Origin of the sequence: Nonomuraea composti (assembly GCF_012034275.1) — a bacterium.
GTDB classification, from domain to species: domain Bacteria; phylum Actinomycetota; class Actinomycetes; order Streptosporangiales; family Streptosporangiaceae; genus Nonomuraea; species Nonomuraea composti.
The window spans coordinates 1-18,129 of record NZ_JAATEP010000068.1 but is presented as its reverse complement, the minus strand read 5'-3'; the positions used below and the strand labels follow the sequence as shown (position 1 = coordinate 18,129).

Annotated in this window: 16 protein-coding genes; 6 read left to right on the top strand and 10 right to left on the bottom strand. The window is 73.3% G+C overall.

Annotation, left to right across the window (positions count from 1 at the left end):
* Window positions 1–7: 7 nt before the first annotated feature.
* The 3 genes from HCN51_RS50390 to HCN51_RS50380 all read right to left on the bottom strand — a co-directional run bounded on the left by HCN51_RS50390 (window position 8) and on the right by HCN51_RS50380 (window position 2,609).
* A complete protein-coding gene (locus tag HCN51_RS50390) occupies window positions 8–1,087 on the bottom strand; it encodes a site-specific integrase (protein WP_168019816.1) in 1,080 nt (359 codons plus the stop codon).
* Window positions 1,088–1,413: 326 nt separating this feature from the next.
* Window positions 1,414–2,136, bottom strand: coding sequence for a DsbA family oxidoreductase (locus tag HCN51_RS50385; RefSeq protein ID WP_168019814.1), 723 nt, complete (start codon window positions 2,134–2,136; stop codon window positions 1,414–1,416).
* Window positions 2,133–2,609: a pyridoxamine 5'-phosphate oxidase family protein gene (locus HCN51_RS50380; RefSeq protein ID WP_168019812.1), complete on the bottom strand. Its 477-nt coding sequence runs from the start codon at window positions 2,607–2,609 to the stop codon at window positions 2,133–2,135. The genes HCN51_RS50385 and HCN51_RS50380 overlap by 4 nt, the downstream gene beginning before the upstream one ends.
* A 202-nt stretch (window positions 2,610–2,811) precedes the next feature.
* Here HCN51_RS50380 and HCN51_RS50375 point away from each other — a divergent pair, with 202 nt between their 5' ends.
* Window positions 2,812–3,558, top strand: a complete 747-nt coding sequence (locus HCN51_RS50375; protein ID WP_168019810.1) for a VOC family protein — start codon at window positions 2,812–2,814, stop codon at window positions 3,556–3,558.
* 310 nt (window positions 3,559–3,868) lie between these two features.
* Window positions 3,869–4,096 (top strand): hypothetical protein, encoded by a 228-nt coding sequence (locus HCN51_RS50370; protein WP_168019808.1) that lies wholly within the window; start codon window positions 3,869–3,871, stop codon window positions 4,094–4,096.
* A 25-nt stretch (window positions 4,097–4,121) separates the two neighbouring features.
* Here HCN51_RS50370 and HCN51_RS50365 read toward each other — a convergent pair whose 3' ends face one another.
* On the bottom strand, window positions 4,122–5,318 hold the full coding sequence (locus HCN51_RS50365) for an SGNH/GDSL hydrolase family protein (RefSeq protein WP_168019806.1): 1,197 nt from the start codon (window positions 5,316–5,318) through the stop codon (window positions 4,122–4,124).
* A 149-nt stretch (window positions 5,319–5,467) separates the two neighbouring features.
* On the opposite strand from HCN51_RS50365, the gene HCN51_RS50360 reads away from it, so the two are divergent.
* Window positions 5,468–8,869 (top strand): AfsR/SARP family transcriptional regulator, encoded by a 3,402-nt coding sequence (locus tag HCN51_RS50360; protein WP_168019804.1) that lies wholly within the window; start codon window positions 5,468–5,470, stop codon window positions 8,867–8,869.
* 44 nt (window positions 8,870–8,913) lie between these two features.
* Here the strand turns inward: HCN51_RS50360 and HCN51_RS50355 are convergent, their stop codons facing one another.
* Window positions 8,914–9,678, bottom strand: coding sequence for an MBL fold metallo-hydrolase (locus HCN51_RS50355; RefSeq protein ID WP_240974085.1), 765 nt, complete (start codon window positions 9,676–9,678; stop codon window positions 8,914–8,916).
* Window positions 9,679–9,783: 105 nt separating this feature from the next.
* Entirely contained in the window at window positions 9,784–10,509 is a 726-nt protein-coding gene (locus HCN51_RS50350) for an alpha/beta hydrolase (RefSeq protein ID WP_168019802.1), read from the bottom strand.
* A gap of 133 nt (window positions 10,510–10,642) precedes the next feature.
* On the opposite strand from HCN51_RS50350, the gene HCN51_RS50345 reads away from it, so the two are divergent.
* Window positions 10,643–11,470, top strand: a complete 828-nt coding sequence (locus HCN51_RS50345) for a helix-turn-helix domain-containing protein (protein ID WP_168019800.1) — start codon at window positions 10,643–10,645, stop codon at window positions 11,468–11,470.
* A 46-nt stretch (window positions 11,471–11,516) separates the two neighbouring features.
* On the opposite strand, the gene HCN51_RS50340 is transcribed toward HCN51_RS50345, so the two are convergent.
* Genes HCN51_RS50340 through HCN51_RS50325 form a run of 4 tightly spaced genes read right to left on the bottom strand, consistent with a single transcriptional unit; the run spans window position 11,517 to window position 15,573 of the window.
* Entirely contained in the window at window positions 11,517–12,476 is a 960-nt protein-coding gene (locus tag HCN51_RS50340) for a sulfotransferase (RefSeq protein WP_168019798.1), read from the bottom strand.
* A 46-nt stretch (window positions 12,477–12,522) separates the two neighbouring features.
* Window positions 12,523–13,350 (bottom strand): carbohydrate ABC transporter permease, encoded by an 828-nt coding sequence (locus HCN51_RS50335; RefSeq protein WP_168019796.1) that lies wholly within the window; start codon window positions 13,348–13,350, stop codon window positions 12,523–12,525.
* On the bottom strand, window positions 13,347–14,297 hold the full coding sequence (locus HCN51_RS50330; RefSeq protein ID WP_168019794.1) for an ABC transporter permease subunit: 951 nt from the start codon (window positions 14,295–14,297) through the stop codon (window positions 13,347–13,349). Before HCN51_RS50330 ends, HCN51_RS50335 begins: the two co-directional genes overlap by 4 nt.
* 1 nt (window position 14,298) lies before the next feature.
* Complete coding sequence (locus HCN51_RS50325) at window positions 14,299–15,573, bottom strand: extracellular solute-binding protein (protein WP_168019792.1); 1,275 nt, start codon at window positions 15,571–15,573, stop codon at window positions 14,299–14,301.
* Window positions 15,574–15,792: 219 nt separating this feature from the next.
* On the opposite strand from HCN51_RS50325, the gene HCN51_RS50320 reads away from it, so the two are divergent.
* Window positions 15,793–16,839, top strand: a complete 1,047-nt coding sequence (locus HCN51_RS50320; protein ID WP_168019790.1) for a LacI family DNA-binding transcriptional regulator — start codon at window positions 15,793–15,795, stop codon at window positions 16,837–16,839.
* Between the two features lie 186 nt (window positions 16,840–17,025).
* On the top strand, window positions 17,026–18,030 hold the full coding sequence (locus tag HCN51_RS50315) for a LacI family DNA-binding transcriptional regulator (RefSeq protein WP_168019884.1): 1,005 nt from the start codon (window positions 17,026–17,028) through the stop codon (window positions 18,028–18,030).
* Window positions 18,031–18,129: the final 99 nt, after the last annotated feature.

The window sequence follows — 18,129 nt, the reverse complement described above, 5'->3', positions numbered from 1 at the left end:
CGGCCGGTCACATCACCTGCTCGCGCATCAGCTCCGTCACGGTGGTGGCCCGCATCATGTGCGGGTCCAGCAGCTCGGCCCGCTCGCGCGGCACCCCGCCCGCGAGCGCCGCCGCGGTGAGCGCCGCCGTGACCCACTGGACGTCCACCGGCCGGCCGTCGGGCCGCCGAAGCAGCGGCTCGCCGGGCGTACGGGCGGCGGACAGCGCCCGCAGCAGCGCGCGGGCCAGCGGCGGGACCGGGAAGGCGACCAGGTCGCCGCGGCCGTCGTGCACGGTCACGACGGCGGGCCCGCCGGCCGTCACCGCCCGCAGGTCCTGCACGGTCAGCCCCGCCAGCGCGGACACGGGCGCGCCGGTCGCGTCCAGCAGCGCGACCGCCGCCGCCTCCGCCGCCCTGCCCTCCTCGGCCAGCCGGGCGACGCCCTCGCGCAGCAGCCGCCGATCGGCGCGGCCCAGCACGGCGGGGTCGCGGGGCGGCGCCGGGCGCGGCACCACGGCGGCGTGGTCGTGGCGGACGACGCCGCTGCGCCAGGCGAAGGTGTAGAACGACGACAGCACGGCCCGCTTCCTGGACACGGTCGTCCTCGACAGGGGCCGGCCCGGGTTGCGCACGCCGACGGTCAGCTTGCCGGCGCGCGCCGCGTCGCAGTAGGCGTCGAGGTGCGCGCCGGTGACCGCGAGCAGCTCGATCGCCGGGTCCACGCTGCGCAGCCAGCGCACGAACGCGGCCAGCACCTGCAGCCTGGCCTGCCGGGTGGCCGCCGACTGCCTCTCCAGCAGCCAGGCCGCCACCGTGCGGCGGGTGGCCGGCGGCAGGGCGTCCACCAGGTCGACGTCGGCGCCCGACGCCTCACCCCCGTCGCCGGGACGGCGGCGCGGCCGCAGCCCGCCGATCCGCCCCACGCTGAGCACCGCCTCCTCGGCCCTGTCCGGAACGGCCCGCGCCACCCCGGTCTCACCTCGCTCCTCCGCCATCGCCACCAGGCGCCACTCATCCGCGACCGGGCTCACCCGCGGCCCGCCCTGCTTGCCGCCCTGCTTGCCAGCCTGCTTGCCGTCCTGCTTGCCACTGGCCGCCGGGGGCATGCTCGGCACTCGACCGCCCCCGCCCGCACGGCCGCGGCGCCGAGCCCCGCCCGGCCGCGCAGCCCCGGCCGCGCCATGAACGTCACGGACGTGTCGGCGGCCGGCCCGCGGGCGTAAGCGCCCCTGCGGCGGCCTGAGCCAGGCAGTGCAATCATGGATTCGATCTTCTCACGGAGCGACCCCATGTCGGGCTGTGACCGCTGATGTCATGATCGGACGGTTTCGCTGGTCAGCGCGCCCCGGCCCGCGCTCGATGGACCGGGCTCCGCGTCAGGGGCAGGGTGATGCGCTCCTCACCTCCAAGATGCCCGGCCGCGACCGAAGGGTCATTGCTTGGCGGCGCGCTCGACGAGGGCGTCGTAGCTGCTCGGGTCGAAGGAGCCGACGACGGGGAATCCCACCGCCCACGGCCCCTGCCAGGAGACCTGGATGCCGGGATTGTGCTCGGCCGTCCCATCGGGCAGGCGCAGCGTCGGGCTGCCCTTGACGGCGTCCGTCTGGGAGACGGCGAAGTCGCGCATGACGTCGCCGCGATGCCGGCCGCTGTCCAGGGCGGCGGCCAGCGCGGCCACGTCCACGGCCCCGTCCGGCACCTCGGCGGCGACGTCGAGGATGGCCTGGCGGTGGCTGATCGAGCAAGAACGCGTCCAGAACGCCCGGCGCAACGCGAAGTCGAGCTCCTCCCCCGCCGGGAGGCTCTGCGCGTTCGCGGCGTGGACGGCCTCGGCGGCCAGCAGCACGGTGTGCGGGTAGAGATCGTCGGGCTCGGTCCAGATCCGGAACTCCGCCTCGGGCTCGATCTGCCCGAGACCGACCGCCTCGGTGTCGGTGCCGCGGCGGGGGTGCGGCCCGTTGAACAGCTCCAGCGGGAAGGTGCGGTGCTCGACCCGTACGACGCCGTCGAGCCCGAGGCGCCGGCGGGCCCGCCGCAGCCAGATCAGGCCGACGTAGGCGAACGGGCACAGCAGGTCCGACCAGACCTGAATGGTGCCCGGCGCCACCGGCGGCGCGGCGGGAACGGGGTCGGCGTGGCCGTCCGGGTGCGTCATGGGGTCTCCTGGTGTTCGGTGCCGGCGGGGTTGGTGGTGAAGTGGTGCGGGTGCAGCAGCACGGCGACCCGCCGCTCGGCGGCCATCACCCGGTCGTACTCGGCGAGGTCGGGGTGGTCGCCGCCGGCCGCGTGGTAGATGTCGCGCAGCAGCCGCTCCAGCTCCACCCCTGTGAGGGGGTCGTCGGGGCCGGCCAGGTCGACCGGCCCGCGCACCGCCACCCACTCCCAGCCGGAGCGGAACACGAGGGTGGCGTGCGGGTTCGCGCGCAGGTTGGCCAGCTTGGCGGTGCCCCCGCGGGCGACGAACGCGACCGTGTCCACGCCGGTGACCGGATGGGGCAGCACTCCGGCGTTGACGACGCACACGGAGGGCCGGCCGTCCGTCCGCGTCGTCACCAGCACCGCCAGCCACCGCTCCGCGGCGCCGTACCGGCGGACCAGCCGCAGCCCGTCCTCACGGGCGAGCGCCATCACCAGCCCTCCCTCTGCGCCGCGCCCGAGCACGCTCGCGCAGGGGACGAATACGGAAATATCAGCATGGGACGCCCTCTCACGCGTACTGACCGGACCCGCCGGCCTGCTGGAACGCCAGCATACGGACCACGGTCCGATTACGTCAATCCGCGTGCCGCGAGCACCCTTCCCTCACCATCCCGGCCCTATGATCGGCGGCATGGCGCTACGACTCGTACAGGTGAACTTCAAGGCCCGGGACGACGCGGCGCTCGGCCGCTTCTGGGCCGAGGCGCTGGGCTGGGGCGTCTCCAGCGAAGCGCCCGGCGTGACCAACCTGGAGCCCGAAGGCGTCGCCTGGCCGGACCCCACCGGCTTCTACATCGACCTCGTCACCGTCCCCGACCCGGAGACGGTGCGGTACCGCGTCCACATCGACCTCGCCACCACCTCGGCCGCCCACCACGCCGAGCTGGTCGCCCACCTGAAGGACCTCGGCGCCACCCCCGCCGACGTGGGCCAGGGCGAGGTGCCGTGGACGGTGCTGGCCGACCCGGAGGGCAACGTGTTCTGCGTGCTGGAGCCCCGGGAGCTCTACCGCGACACGGGACCGATCGCCGCCGTGGTGGTCGACTGCGCCGACCCGCGCGCCCTGGCCCGGTTCTGGGGCGCGGCGGTGGACTCGGTCCCGCAAGAAGTGACCGACGACCACGCCCGCCTGCGCCCGACGGAGGGCACGGGCACGGGCCCGTACCTGGAGTTCCTGCGCACCCCGCCGGGCCCGCGCACCTGGTGGAACCGCATCCACATCGACCTCCTCCCCGACCCCGTGGACACCAAGGACGCGGAGGTCACCCGCCTGCGCACCCTGGGCGCCACCAGCGCCGACGTCGGCCAGGGCGAGGTGCCGTGGACGGTGCTGGCCGACCCGGAGGGCAACGAGTTCTGCGTCCTCGGCAAGGGCTGACCCGGTCTGCACCCGGCCGGGCTCGCCCGCGCCGCCCGGCGGAACGCGTCGCGCGCGGCGAAGTCACGCTCGCCCGCCACTCCCGCGCCGCACCGATCGTGGCCGCGTCACCGAGCAGCAGCACTCCCTCCCCCTTCTTCGTCCGCTCGGCCTCCGCCTCGTCCAGCAGCGGTAGGGCGGACAACCCCGGCGGTTCCGGCACAAGTACCACCCCCTACTCGGATCGGCGGCTTTCGGTGCTGTCACCACCAGGTAATGACGTTCTGTGTCAACCTGACTCCAAGGGGTGCGAGTCAGAAGGGGTGAGCGGATGCCGTTCGACGACTACCAGCGAGAAAGCTCGCGACGGATACAGCAGCAGCGCGACATGGTGCGGCGCATGAGCGACGACGCGGAGCGCAGGCGTAACCGCGAGGACTGGCGCGCCCGCCGCGACGGCGGCGGCGAGGAGCTCGGCCTCGGTACGCAGCTGATCCTCGCGGCCGTGGGTCTCGTCGTCTTCTTTCTCGTCGTGTACCCGCAGCTGCCCCATCACTGACCCGCCCACCGGGCGCCCAGGGCGGTCAGTCGAACAGTGACAGGTCCACCGAGTCGGCCAAAGCCTGGTAGCCGGCGTCGTTCCCGTGCAGGTGGTCGCCGGAGTGGTAGTCCTCCCTGATGCGGGTGGGGTGGGCCGGGTCGCGCCAGACGGCGTCGAAGTCCAGGACGGCGTCGAAGGCGCCGCCGGTGCGGATCCACGCGTTGACCGCCTGGCGGGCGCTCTCGCCCTCCGGGGTGTGGATGTCGGCGCCCTCGAAGGGGGCGATCGTGGTGGCGTGGACCCGCACGCCTCGGTCGCGGGAGCGGGCGACGAGCTGGCGGAAGCCGGCGATGACGTCGTCCACGGTCACCGGCGCGCCGGGGAACATCTCCAGGAAGCCCGCCAGGGGGCCGCCGTCGCGGGCGGCGAACGAGACGCCCAGGTCGTTGCCGCCCACCGACAGCACCACGTGGCCGAGGCCGGGGGTCGCCAGCACGTCGCGGTCGAAGCGGGCCAGGGCAGCGGGGCCGATGCCGTCGTTGAGCAGGCGGTTGCCGCTGATGCCCTGGTTGGAGACGTATCGGGCGGGCGTGCCGCGCTCGGCGAGACGGGCGGCCAGCAGGTCGGGCCAGCTGCGGGCGGCGTCCGGGGTGGAACCGGCTCCGTCCGTACGGGAGTCGCCCAGCACGACGACGGCCCTGGCCGGGGCGTCGGCGAGCACCTCGACGGCGGAGATCAGGGCCCGCACCGGCAGGACGGCGGCGTCGTCCGGCAGGGCGGGGGCGGTGACGGCGTTGCCCGGGATCGTCCAGCCGGTGTCGAGCGCGGGGTCGTGGCAGGTGCAGGTTTCCACGCGTTCCGGCAGGTACAGGCTGATGGACAGCCTCGCGAGGGCGGGCAGGGACAGGTCCACCGGGTCGCTGAGGATCGGCGCGCCCGCCGGGACGGCGACCCGCGGCGCGCCGGAGAAGGTCAGCACGCGTGCGCTGCCCGGCCGCACCCCGCCGCCGGGCTCCGCCAGGCCCACCTCGGCGGCGCCGATGGTGAGGGGCGCCGTCCCGTACTCGTTGGTGAAGCGGACGCGCACCTGGTGGCCGCCGCCGCTGATCCGCAGCACCTGGCGCAGGGTCACGTCGGCGAAGGGCGGGTGGCCGTCCAGCGACCCGAGCCCGCCGTCGGGCGGCTGCGGCGAGGCGCCCCAGCTCCGGACCCACTCGCGGGCGTCGTGCTTGTCGGTCATCGGTCTGCCTCCGTGTTGATCATGATGATGGGTACGGCAGGCGCCAGACTGGGGCAGGCCGGTGACATGCGGCGGACACCGGGCATACACGGGGCCGTCATGGCCGCCCTGTTGTGCGGTGTCGCCGGTGGGCGCGCGAAGATTGGGGGATGGACGGGGAGGCGCCGCTTCGCATCACCTTGCTCGGCACGTTTCAGGTGTCTCGTGGTGAGGTCGTCCTGCCCGTTCCCGGTGCGCGGTTGCAGGGGCTGCTCGCCCGGCTGGCGCTCGCCGGCGGGCGCCGGGTGGAGCCGGGTGAGCTGGTGGACGCGATCTGGGGCGACGCCCCGCCGTCCGGGCCCGCCGCCGCCCTGCAAACCCTTGCCTCCCGGCTGCGCCGCGCCCTCGCGGCCCGTGGCGCGGCCGGGCAGGTTCCGACCGGTGTGGTGGTGCAGCAGGTTGCCGGGGGTTACCGGCTGGCGGTGGACGTGGCCGACGTGGACGCGCTGCGCTTCGAGCGGCTCGCCGCCGCCGGCCGGGAGAGGTTGCGGGCCGGTGACGCGGAGGGGGCGAGGGCCGCGCTCGCGGAGGCCGTGGCGTTGTGGGGTGACCGTCCCGGTGCGGAGCCGGCGGTCGTCGCCGCTGTCGCGCCCACGGTCGCGACCCGGCTGGCGCAGGTGTCGATCGAGGCGGTCGCCGACCTCGCCGAGGCCGACTCGTCCCGGGGACGGGCGGACGCCGCCGCGGCCCGGCTGACCGCGTTGCTGGCCGAGCATCCCGTCCATGAACGGGCGGCGGCGCTGCTGATGGACGCGCTGGCCGCGCAGGGGCGGCAGGCCGAGGCGCTGGCCGTCTACGAGCGGACCCGCCGGGCGCTGGCCGACCTGCTCGGCGCCGACGCCGGCACCGCCCTGCGCGAACGTCACCTCCGCCTGCTGCGCCCCGCCCCGCCCACCTCGGGGGCGGGCGCCCCAGAGCAAGCCGTTCCGGCCCAAGGCCCGGCGGCCGACGCCCCGGCCGCAGACGTTCCAACCGCAGCCGTTCCGGCCGCAGGCGTTCCAAGCGCGAACGTTCCGGGCGCTTCATCTGTCACGGCGGTCTCGGAGCCCGGCCCGCTGCGGCCGGTCGCCCTGCCCGCGCCGCTGACCAGCTTCATCGGCCGCGACGACGACCTCGCGCGCATCGCCGGCCTGCTCACCACCGGCCGCCTGGTCACCGTCCTGGGCCCGGGCGGCGCCGGGAAGACCCGGCTGGCGTTGGAGGCCGCGCGCCGCCACGAGCATGCGTACCGCGACGGCGCCTGGCTCGTCGACCTCGCTCTCGTCACCGAGCCGGCGAAGGCCGGGGCGGCCGTGCTCGCGGGGATCGGGCGGCGCGACGGCGGGTTGCCCGGGGTTCGCAGGCGGGCCGAGGGCGCGGAGCTGGATGTCCTCGTCGGCGAGTTCGGCGGCCGGGAGTGCCTGCTGCTGCTCGACAACTGCGAGCACCTGGTCGACGCCGTGGCTCATCTGGTCGCGGCGCTGCTGCCCCGCTGCCCCGGGCTGCGCGTGCTCGCCACCAGCCGCGAGCCTCTCGCGGTGGACGGGGAGGCGCTCGTGCCGCTGGGGCCGCTCGCCCTGCCGGGCCCGGACGACGGTGTCGAGCAGGCTCGGGAGGCGGCCTCGGTGCGGCTGTTCAGCGAGCGGGCCGCCGCCGTGCGGCCCGGTTTCGGCGTCGACGAGACGACGCTGCCCGAGATCGTACGGGTGGTGCGCGCCCTGGACGGCATGCCCCTGGCGTTGGAACTGGCGGCCGCCCGGTTGCGGACGCTGTCGCTGCCCGACCTGGCCGCCGGGCTCTCCGACCGGTTCCGGCTGCTCGCGACCGGCACCCGTACCGCACCGCCCAGGCACCGCACCCTGCGCGCGGTCATCGCCTGGAGCTGGGACCTGCTCGGCGAGCACGAGCGCGTCGTCGCGGAGCGCATCTCCGTCCTGCCCGGCGGCGTCACCCCGGCCTCGGCCGCCGCCGTCTGCGCCGGCACCGCCGTGCCCGCCGCCGACCTGCCCGGCCTGCTCGCCGCCCTCGTCGACCGCTCGCTGCTGCAGCTCGCGCCCGGCGCGGGCCGCTACCGCATGCTCGAGACCATCCGCGAGTACGGTGTGGAGCGCCTGGCCGACACTGGCGGCCTCGGCCCGGCCCGCGACCTGGCCGCCGCGCACTTCGCCGAGCTGATGGCCCGTCACGACCCCCTGCTGCGCGGCCCCGGCCAGCTCGCCGCCATGGCGGCGATCAGCGTCGAGTACGACAACACGCTCGCCGCCCTGCGCCACCTGTGCGCCACCGGCGACTCCCCCGGCGCGACCGCCCTCGCCCTGAGCCTGGTCTGGTACTGGCAGATGTCCGGCCGCCACTCCGACGCCGCCTCCTGCCTGGCCGAGACCCTGGCGGTGCCCGGCGGCGAACCGACGCCCGAACGCGACTGCGCCCGCGCCGCCTACCTCCTCACCCGCGCCGATATCCTGTCGGGGATCACCGAGGGCGAGGCCGCGGACGACCGGGCGGAGATGCGCGCATTGGCCTCCCGCCTGCTCGCGCATCAGGAACTGCCGGGCCACTACCGCGTGTTCGGCGCGATCCTGCTCTTCCTGCGTCAGGAGGAGGAAGCCGCACTCGCGATCTTCCAGCGCCTGGCCGAGGGGGACGAGGTGTGGCTGTCCGGGCTGGCCCACCTGTTCCAGGCCGAGATCGCCGAGAACGCCGGCGCCCTCGACCGGACGCGTGACCACGCGGAGGCGGCCCTGACCCGCTTCCGTCAGGCCGGCGACCATTGGGGCCAGGCCGCGACGCTGCCGGTCCGGGCCCGGCTGCGGCGCTACGACGACCTCGACGGCGCGCTGTCCGACCTGCGCGCGGCCCGGACGCTGGGCGACGCGTTCGGCGCGCCCAGCCTCGGCGACCAGCTCTACAGCGACCTGCGCTGGATCGACATTCACCTCCGGCGCGGCGACACCGGCCAGGCGCTGGCGATGCTCGGCTCCGCCCGGGCCCGGCACGCGTCCTCGGCGGCGATGCTGATCCTCATCGACGCGCACGAGGCCGTCCTGCGGGTGCGACTCGGCGACCTGGACCGGGCGGGTGACCTGCTCGCCGCCGCCGAACGCGGGGTCCTCGGTGACACGGCGTTCCCCGCGGACCACGTCCGGACGCTGGTCGGCAACGCGCGGGCGGCGCTCCGCCTGGCACGCGGCGACCTGCCCGGCGCCGGCCGGGCGGTGCGGGAGGCATGTGCGGCCGCGCTGGCGACGCGCGAGTCGCCGATCCTGGCGGGGGTCGCGGTGAGCGCGGCGGCGCTCGCCCAGGCGCACGGACGGCAGGACGAGGCGGCCGTGCTCCTCGGGGCCGCCGCCCGGCTGCGGGGCGCGCACGACCGCACCGACCCGCAGATCCGCGAGCTCACCCGCCGTGGCCGGGCCGCGCTGGGCGGGGACGCGTTCGCCGCGGCGTACGCGAAAGGCTGGGAGATGGACGCGGAATCGGCCACGACCGCTGTCGGTTTGGTCTTGTACGATCCGGGCGCCTTTACATTGTAGATTTTGGGGCGACCGGTCCATTCATCGATCGGGCGGGCGGCCCGTCAGGTTGTCGCTTTCGTCCCGTTCGTGAGGGTGATCGTGAGCCCTTCCTCGGCCGCCAGCACCTCGCCGCCGAACTCCTTCCGGGCGGCGGCCACGGCGGCGGCCCGGTCGTTGCCCGGCCAGAAGTGGGTGAGCATCAGCCGGCGGGCGCCCGCGCGACGGGCCCACTCGCCGGCCTCCGCGGAGGTGAGCAGGTTGCGGGTGGGGCGGGCGGTCTCGCCGTCGCGGTCGGTGGCCTCGACGATGAACAGGTCGGCGTCGCGTCCGAGGTCGGCGAGCGCCGGGGTGGGGCCGGTGTCGCCGGTGTAGGCGAGGGTGACGCCATCGGCCTCCAGGCGGATGCCGGCGTTGGGGACGTAGTGGGGCAGCGGCGAACCGGTGAGCGCGAACGGCCCCACCCGGTGGTGGCCGGGCAGGGGGTGCGGGTCGAAGACGGCGTGGAGGTCGACGTCCGGTTCCAGGCCGGCGAGCCGGTCGAGCACGCCCGGCGGGCAGTACAACGGCAGCCTGGGGCCGCCGGGGTCGCCGTAGAGGCGCATCCGGAACAGGCCGTGCAGGTCGACGCAGTGGTCGGGGTGCTCGTGGGTGACGACGACGGCGTCCACGCCGCCGTCCGGCCAGTGCGCGAGCAGCCGTGGCAGCGCGGCGTAGCCCAGGTCGAGGAGGAGACGATAGCCGTCCCAGTCCACGGCGAAACCGCTGCAGGCGCGGCCCGGCTCGGGGTAGGCGCCGCAACTGCCGAGCACGGTCACTTGTCGCATCATCCGTACAGGATGCCAGCCCTGCCGCACACCGCCTGGAACCGGACCGCGCCCGCCGGGGCCGGGCGGCGCCGCCCGGAAGCCGGCCCCGCCGCCCGGGCGAGAGGGTCAGGCGAGTTTGAGGAGCAGGCCGGCGAGCTCGGCCGGCATGGTGATCATGCAGTCGTGGCCCGTCGGCAGCTCCCACACCTGCGCCGGGCTGCCGTTCGGCTGGATCGGGGGAACGGGCCGCCGTTCGATGCCTGCGGGTGCGGCGCCGACGCAGTGGATGTGCGTGCGCGGGATCCCGCGGACGGCCGGGTTGTCGAGGCGGACCGGTTGCTGGAGGCAGAGCACCGGCTGGTCCGACAGCAGGGAGCGCAGCCAGGCCACGTCGGCCGGGTCGGTGACCCCGAACAGGCCCAGGGGCGGCGGCAGCTCGGGCATCGGCGGGATCCGCCAGGGGGTTTCCGTCCGGGCGGCGCGGTCGATGAGGGTCCGGGTCACCGGTTGCACGTCCAGGGCGCTCTCGCCGTCCTGCGGCACCATCGCGTCGAGGTAGACGAGGTGGGCGATCCGGTCGGGCAGGCGGTTGGCGGCCGAGGAGATGACCAGCCCGGCGTAGCTGTGGCCCACGAGGATGACGTCGGTGAGGTCGTACTCGGTGATGAGGGTGACGAGGTCGTCCACGTGGGTGTCCAGCCCGACCTCGGGGCCGAGCAGGTGGGCCTTGTCGCCGTAGCCGGTGAGCGACGGGGCGAGCACCCGGTGCCCGGCCGCGGCCAGCAGCGGGACGACCCGCTCCCAGCACTGCCCGCTGTGCCAGGCCCCGTGTACCAGCACATATGTCGACATGGTGTGGCTCCTTGCCGTGTCGTCGATGTTCGAGGTGAGGCTTCCGCTCGCACGACGACGCAGCCAGAGCCCCCGCGATCCTGGGGGTGACAGGACCAGGCAGGCACGGCGGCGGGCGCACTACCGTGAGGGTATGGGCGACGAAACGAACCTGCTCGGCGACTACGTACGCGCCCGCCGGGAGCTCGTCACTCCCGAGCGGGCGGGCATCCCCTCCGCGGGCGTGCGGCGGGTGCCGGGCCTGCGCCGTGAGGAGGTCGCGATGCTCGCCGGCATCAGCGCCGACTACTACCTGCGCCTGGAGCAGGGCCGCGACCGCAACCCCTCCGCGCAGGTCCTCGAATCCCTCGCCCGCGTGCTGCTGCTCGACGACGACGCGACCGCCTACCTGCTGCGCCTCGGCGCGGAGCGGCCCCGGCGGCGACGGCGGCGGCCCCGCAAGGAGACGGTCCCGCCGGGTGTCGCCCAGCTCGTCGGCACGCTGCCGCTGCCCGCGTACGTGGAGGGCCGCTACCTGGACGTCCTGGCCGCCAACGCGGCGGCCACCGCGCTGTCACCACGCCTGTCGGCGGGGCACAACCGGCTGCGGGACGTGTTCCTCGACCCGGCCGAGCAGGCCCTGCTCCCCGGCTGGGAGGCCGCCGCGCAGGGCATGGTCGCCGGCTTCCGCATGTCGGTCGGCACGGACACCGACGATCCCCGGTTCATCGAGCTGGTCGGCGAGCTGTGCCTGGCCAGCCCGCTGTTCAGCAGGCTCTGGGCCCGGCACGACGTGAACACGTGCGAGGGCACGCCCAAGCACCTCGACCATCCCCAGGTCGGTCGCCTGCGGCTCAACCGGGAACGGCTGGGCGTCGCCGGCGCGCCGGGCCAGACGCTCGTCGTCCTGCACCCGGACCCCGGCACCGACAGCGCCGAGAAGCTGGCGCTCCTCGCGTCCCTGACGCGAACGGCCGGCTGAGCGGACTTCCCGCCCTGATCGCCTATAGGGCGAAGGTCGGCGGACGCTACGCGTACCCCATGCCGGGGATGGCGGTCGCGAGCGCCCGCTCGACCTTCGCGCGGGTGGCGGGGTCGAACTGGCCGTCGCGGTGGTCGAGCTCCCGCGCGCGGAACGCCGAGGGAGTTTCGTAGTCCTCCACGCCGACGCTCTCGAACAGGGCCTTGCGCCGAGCCGGCCAGTCGGCGGCGAGGTCCTCGGCGCTGACCTCGACGTAGCGCCGGGCGCCGAGGCCGGCGGTGGCCTTCCAGGCGAGCCACCGGTCGTAGATCGGCGTGAGCCAGGTCAGCACGCCCTCGACGGTGGACGGCGCCCACGGCTGGTCGACGTGCGAGGCGACCACCGCGACCGGGTGGCGCTTGATGTGCACGATGGTCGCCTCGGGGACGAGCTCCCACAGGAAGTCCATGCACAGCAGGTTGAACGGGGTCTTCTCGCACCAGGCGGGCTTGCCGGCGTCGGCGGCGGCCCCGCCGAACATGGTGTCGACGGCGCCGCGGAGCAGGCGGAGCAGCTCGCCGCGGTCGCGGAAGTGCCGGGGGACGGCCCGCCGGCGGGTCTGCCGCTCGAACGGCCCGGCGGGCCAGCCGGCGTGGCGGGCTCCCGGCGTGGACACGACCTCGTCGAAGGTGTGCGCGACGAGCTCGTGCCACAGCCGTCCGACCGCGTCCCAGTAGTGCCGCTCGCCGATGGCGCCGGGAACGGTGTGACCGCGGTCGACGTCGAGCCGGCCGGGGAGCCGCTCCGTGAGCAGGTCGCTCAGGCGGCGCAGGGCGTCGTCGCCGGCGTACGGGTCGTAGCGCAGGGTGAGCGCGTCCGCCAGGTCCCTGAACCCGCCGGGGTCGACGATGAACCTGGTCTCGATCGGGATCCGGTGGATGTGCGGGTGCTGGCCGAGGATGTCGGCGAGCTGCGAGGTGCCCGACCGGCCGGTGCCGGCGACGAAGATCGGAGGTGGATGCGTCACGGGCGACCATCCTGGGCGCGCGGCCGGCCGTGACGCAAACGGTTTGTCAGCCCTTGAAGGCGCCGTCCATGATCCCCGCGACCATGCGCCTGCCGACGAACACGAACAGCACGATCAGCGGCAGCGTGGCCAGGAACGAGCCCGACATGGCCAGGCCGAGGTCGATCGAGTAGCTGTTCTGCAGCGCCTTGATGGCGATCTGCGCGGTGTACATCTCGGGCGACTTGAGCACGATGAACGGCCACAGGAAGTCGTTCCACGCGGTGACGAACCCGAGCAGGCCGAGCACGAACGCGGCCGGCCGCACCAGCGGGAACGCGATCCGCCAGAAGATCTGCCAGGTGCCGGCCCCGTCGATGCGGGCGGCCTGGAGGATCTCGTCGCTGATGGTGGTGGCCAGGTGCTGGCGCATCCAGAAGATGCCGAACGCGCTGGCCAGGCCGGGCACGATGAGCGCCTGGAGGGTGTCCACCCACCCCAGCGAAGAGATGATCATGTACTGGGGGATGACGGCGAGCTGGGTCGGCACGGTCATGGTGAGCACGACGACGAGGAACAGCGCGTTGCGGCCGGGGAAGCGCAGCTTGGCGAAGGCGAACCCGGCCAGCGAGCACAGCAGGGCGTGGCCGATGCCGATCGAGCCGGCGACGATGAGGCTGTTGAGGATGGAGCGGACGAACGGCACGGTTGTGAAGACGAGCCCGGCCAGGTGGAAGAAGTTCCCGCCGGGCAGGATCTCGGGCGGCAGTTTCGTCGCGGTGGCCGTGTCCGTGGTGGCGACCACGAACATCCAGTAGAGCGGGAACACGCAGGCGAGCGTGGCCACCCCGAGCAGCAGGTAGGTCCACCAGCGGACCCGGTCGGCCTTCTTCATCCTCGCTCCGGGCGGATTCGGGTGGACAGGACGTAGTTGAGCGTCGCGACGGCGATGATCAGCACGAACAGGGCCACGCCGATGGCGGAGCCGTAGCCGAACTGGAACTGGCCGAAGCCCTGCTCGTACAGGAAGAGCGTGAGCGTCTGGCAGTGCCGCGCCGGCCCGCAGGTGAGCGGCGAGGTGTTCGAGACGAGCAGCGGCTCGGTGAAGATCTGCAGGCCGCCGATGGTGGAGGTGACGATGGTGAACACGATGACGGGGCGCAGCGACGGGACGGAGATGTGCCGGAACTGCTTCCAGGCCCCGGCGCCGTCCACGGACGCGGCTTCGTAGATCGTGCGGGGCACGGCCTGCAGCGAGGCGAGGTAGAGCAGGGTGGTGTAGCCGAACCAGCGCCAGGTCACCATCACGGCGATCATGGTGTGGCTGCCCCACACCGACTGCAGGAAGTCGATCGGCCCCACGCCGACGAAGCCGAGCAGCCAGTTGAGCAGGCCGTAGTCGCGGTCGAACATCTGGGCGAAGACGATGGTGGTGGCCGCCACCGAGGTGATGTACGGCACCAGCATCGACATGCGGAAGAAGACCGCCAGCCGGAGCCGGGCGTGGTTGAGCAGGTGGGCCAGCACCAGCGCGATGAGCAGTTGCGGCACGGTCGACAGCAGCCAGATGCTGATCGTGTTCCAGGCCGCGTCCCAGAAGCGGGCGTCGCCGAACAGCCGGGTGAAGTTGTCGAAGCCGACGAAGACGTGCTCGCCGATCGGGTTCCAGTCGAACAGCGCGACGTAGAAGGTGAACAGCAGCGGGACGAGCCCGAAGACGGCGAAGAGCAGGAAGAACGGGGCGATGTAGGCGTACGGGGCCACCCGCTCGGCCAGGCTCTGCCGTACCCGCGCCTCGGCTTCGGGCATGACCCCCCGGGACGGGCTGAGCGTCGTGGTCACGTCACTTGCCGATCGCGGTCTTGATGTTGGCCAGCGCGGTCTCCCAGGCCTTGGCGGGGTCGCCCTTGCCCTGCTCGACGTTGGTGATGGCGTTCAGGAACTCTTGGCCGATGGCCGCGCTCTCCGGGCCGATGAGGAACGGCTTGAGCCCGAGCACCGAGTCGGTGTAGATCTTCCCGATGGGGGCGTCGGAGAAGAACTCGTCCTTCTCGGCGAGGAGCTTCGGGTCCTTGTACACCGACGGCGTGGTGGGCAGCGAGCCGACGTCGAGGAAGTGGGCGAGCTGGTTCTGCGGCGACTGCATGGTGGAGATGTACTCCCAGGCCGCCTTCGGGTTGGCCGCGCCCTTGGGGATGGCCAGGTAGCTGCCGCCCCAGTTGCCGGCGCCGCCGGGGATCGTGGCGATGTCCCACTTGCCCTTGAGGCCGGGGGCGTAGTCGCGGATCTGGTTGAGCATCCACGACGGCGCGGAGACGACGGCGTAGTCGCCCTTGCTCATGCCCGCGATCCAGTTCTCCTCGAAGGAGCTCTGCTTGGCGGTGATGCCGGCCTGGATGGCCTTGAGCGCGTAGTCGAAGGCGTTCTTGACCTGGGGGCTGGTGGAGTAGACGACGTTGCCGGACGGGTCGTGGTACTTCTGCGGGCCCTGGTTGACGGCCTGGTAGAAGACGCTGGTGCCGGCGTTGTCGACGAACGCCTTGCCGGTGGCGGCGGTGTACTTCTTGCCGGTCTCGATGAAGGCGTCCCAGGTCGGCCAGAGCTTGCTCACCTCGTCGCGGTCGGTGGGCAGCCCGGCCTTCTTGAACAGGTCGGTCCGGTAGGCCACCGCCAGGCCGCCGACGTCGGTGGGAATGCCGATGATCTCGCCGGTCTTGGCCGTGGACTGGCTCATCACCCAGTCGAGGTAGTCACCCTTGATCTTGTCGGCGCCGTACTGCCGCAGGTCCTGGAAGTTCTGTGGCTGCTGGACGAACTGCGGCAGGTTGTCGCCCTGGATGAGCACCAGGTCGGGCACCTTGCCGCCGGCCAGTGCCGTGGTCAGCGACTGCGCGGTCTCGGTCGAGGTGCCCACTTCGGTGAGCTTCACCTGGACGTTCGGGTTGATCTTCTTGTAGTCCTCGACGGTCCGCTTCTGGTTGATGCCGGTGAACGACCAGAACTCGAACGACTTGCCGTCGCCCGCGGGCTGACCGGATCCGCCGCCGCCTCCGCAGGCGGCGGTGGTCAGGACGAGCGCTGCGGCGAGCACGATGGGTGCGGTGGTACGGAGCTTCACGGGTGGTCTCTTCCTGAGCCATGCGGCCCATGGCCGGGGGGTTCATGCTGGGGGGTCGCTGCTGCGTGAAGGCATTCGCAGCTCTGAAACTTTCGGATTAGCTCACGATCGTTAAGGCGCGACCTTACGTGCGGGTTCGGAAATCCGTCAAGAACTCGTTCGCAAGAATCCCGAAACGTGAGCGGCGAAATGCCGAAAACTGCTGGTTAGACTTCCGCCATGAGCACGGCCGAAGGCCCGCCCGACGACGGCGCCACCCCGTCCCAGCCGCTGACCATCGCCCAGCTCGCGGAGCTGGCCCAGGTCTCCACCGCCACCGTGTCGAAGGTCGTCAACGGTCGCGCGGAGGTCGGGCCGGAGACGCGGGCGCTGATCGAGCGGCTCATCCGCGAGCACGGCTACCGCCCGCAGCGGCGCCGCGCGACCTTCGCGCCTCTGGTGGAGCTGGTCTTCCACGCGCTGGAGGGCGAATATCCGACCGAGATCGCCAAGGGCGTCGAGCAGGTGACGCGCGAGCACCGGCTGGCCGTGGTGCTGTCGCAGCTCCAGCACCGCGACACTCCTGGCAAAGGCTGGATCGAGGGCGTGCTGAGCCGCCGTCCCCTCGGCGTGATCTCGGTGTTCTCCGGTCTGACCGAGGCGCAGCGGGAGCAGCTCGCGACGCGCGGCATCCCGCTCGTCCTGCTCGACCCGCGCGGCGATCCCGCACCTCAGGCGCCTTCGGTGGGGGCGAGCAACTGGAACGGCGGGGTGATGGCCACGCGCCACCTGCTGGATCTGGGGCACCGGCGCATCGCCGCCATCACCGGCCCCGACTGCGCGCTGTCCGGCCGGGCCCGGCTCGACGGGTTCCGCACGGCGCTCGACATGGCCGGCGTCCCCGTCGACCCGGAGCTGATCGGCCCTGGTGACTTCCTCATCGAGGGCGGCCTGGCGCAGGCCGAGCGGCTGCTGCGGCTGCCCTCCCCGCCGACGGCCATCTTCACCTGCAACGACGGCCAGGCGTCGGGCGTCTACCGGGCGGCGCACCGGCTCGGCCTGCGCATCCCCGAGGATCTGAGCGTGGTGGGCTTCGACGACCTGCCGGCGGTGCGCTGGATGAACCCGCCGCTGACCACGGTGCGCCAGCCGCTCACCGCGATGGCCGCCGCCGCCACCGACATGCTGCTCAAGCTGTCACGGGGCGAGCTGCTGCCCCGGCACCGCGTGGAGCTGGGCACGGAGCTGATCATCCGGGAGAGCACCGGACCTGTCCGGCGGCGCTGACGAAACTTAACGAAACCTTTCCCGAAAACTATCCTTGACAGTCTGGAGCGGCTCGACCTAGCGTTTCGCCCACCACGGCCGCGAACAGCCGAGATGTTAACGCTAACAGCCCCGCATGCATGGAGCGACCCACCACCGCCGGAAGGGGAAGAATTGGGGCCACCTGCCGAGCGCCGCCTGCCGGTCATGGCCGACGTGGCCAAACTCGCCGGCGTGTCGCACCAGACCGTCTCCCGGGTGCTCAACGACCATCCCAAGGTCAGGAAGGAGACGCGCGCGCGGGTCCTGCGCGCCATCACCGCCCTCGGCTACCGCCGCAACCTGACCGCGCGGGCGCTGGTCACCCGCCGCTCGCACCGGCTCGGGGTGGTCAGCTTCGACACCATCCTGTACGGCCCCGCGAGCACCGTCCACGGCATCGAGCGGGCGGCCAGGGAGGCGGGCTACTTCGTCAGCATCATGAGCCTGCGCACCATCGACCGGGCCGGCGTCAACGAGGCCATCGGCCACCTGGCCGAGCAGGGCGTGGACGGCGTGGTCGTGGTCGCGCCGCAGCGCGCCGCCGCCCAGGCGCTGGCCGACCTGCCCCCGGGGCTGCCCGCGGTGGCGGTCGAGGGCCGGCACGAGGGCGAGGTGGCCGTGGTCAGCGTGGACCAGCGCGAAGGCGCCCGGCACGCCACCGCCCACCTGCTCGCCCTGGGCCACGACACGGTCTGGCACGTCAGCGGGCCGGACGACTGGCTGGAGGCCGAGGGGCGGCAGGAGGGCTGGCGCGCCGCGCTGGCGGCCGCCGGCCGGGAGATCCCCGAGGTGCTGGCGGGCGACTGGACCCCCCGATCCGGGTACCGGGCCGGCCGGGTGCTGGCCGCCCGCGTCGCCGAGGTCACCGCGGTGTTCGTGGCCAACGACCAGATGGCGCTCGGGCTGCTGCGGGCCTTTTCGGAGGCGGGCGTGCGGGTGCCCGAGCAGGTGAGCGTGGTCGGCTTCGACGACATCCCCGAAGCGGCGTACTTCACCCCCGCGCTGACCACGGTCCGGCAGGACTTCGGCGAGGTCGGCCGGCTCAGCATCGGCCTGCTGCTCAAGCAGATCGAGTCGTCGGGGGCGTCCGGCCACGACCACCTGATCGTGCCCCCGCGGTTCGTCATCAGGGACAGCACCGGCAGGGCGCGCTCCGCGCTGCCGTATTGATCGATCAACCATCAGGACAAGGAACGAGGAAGGTCGTCATGGCGAAGAGATTCTCGGCGCTCGTCGCGCTCGCGGTCGGGGCGTTACTGACCACGAGCT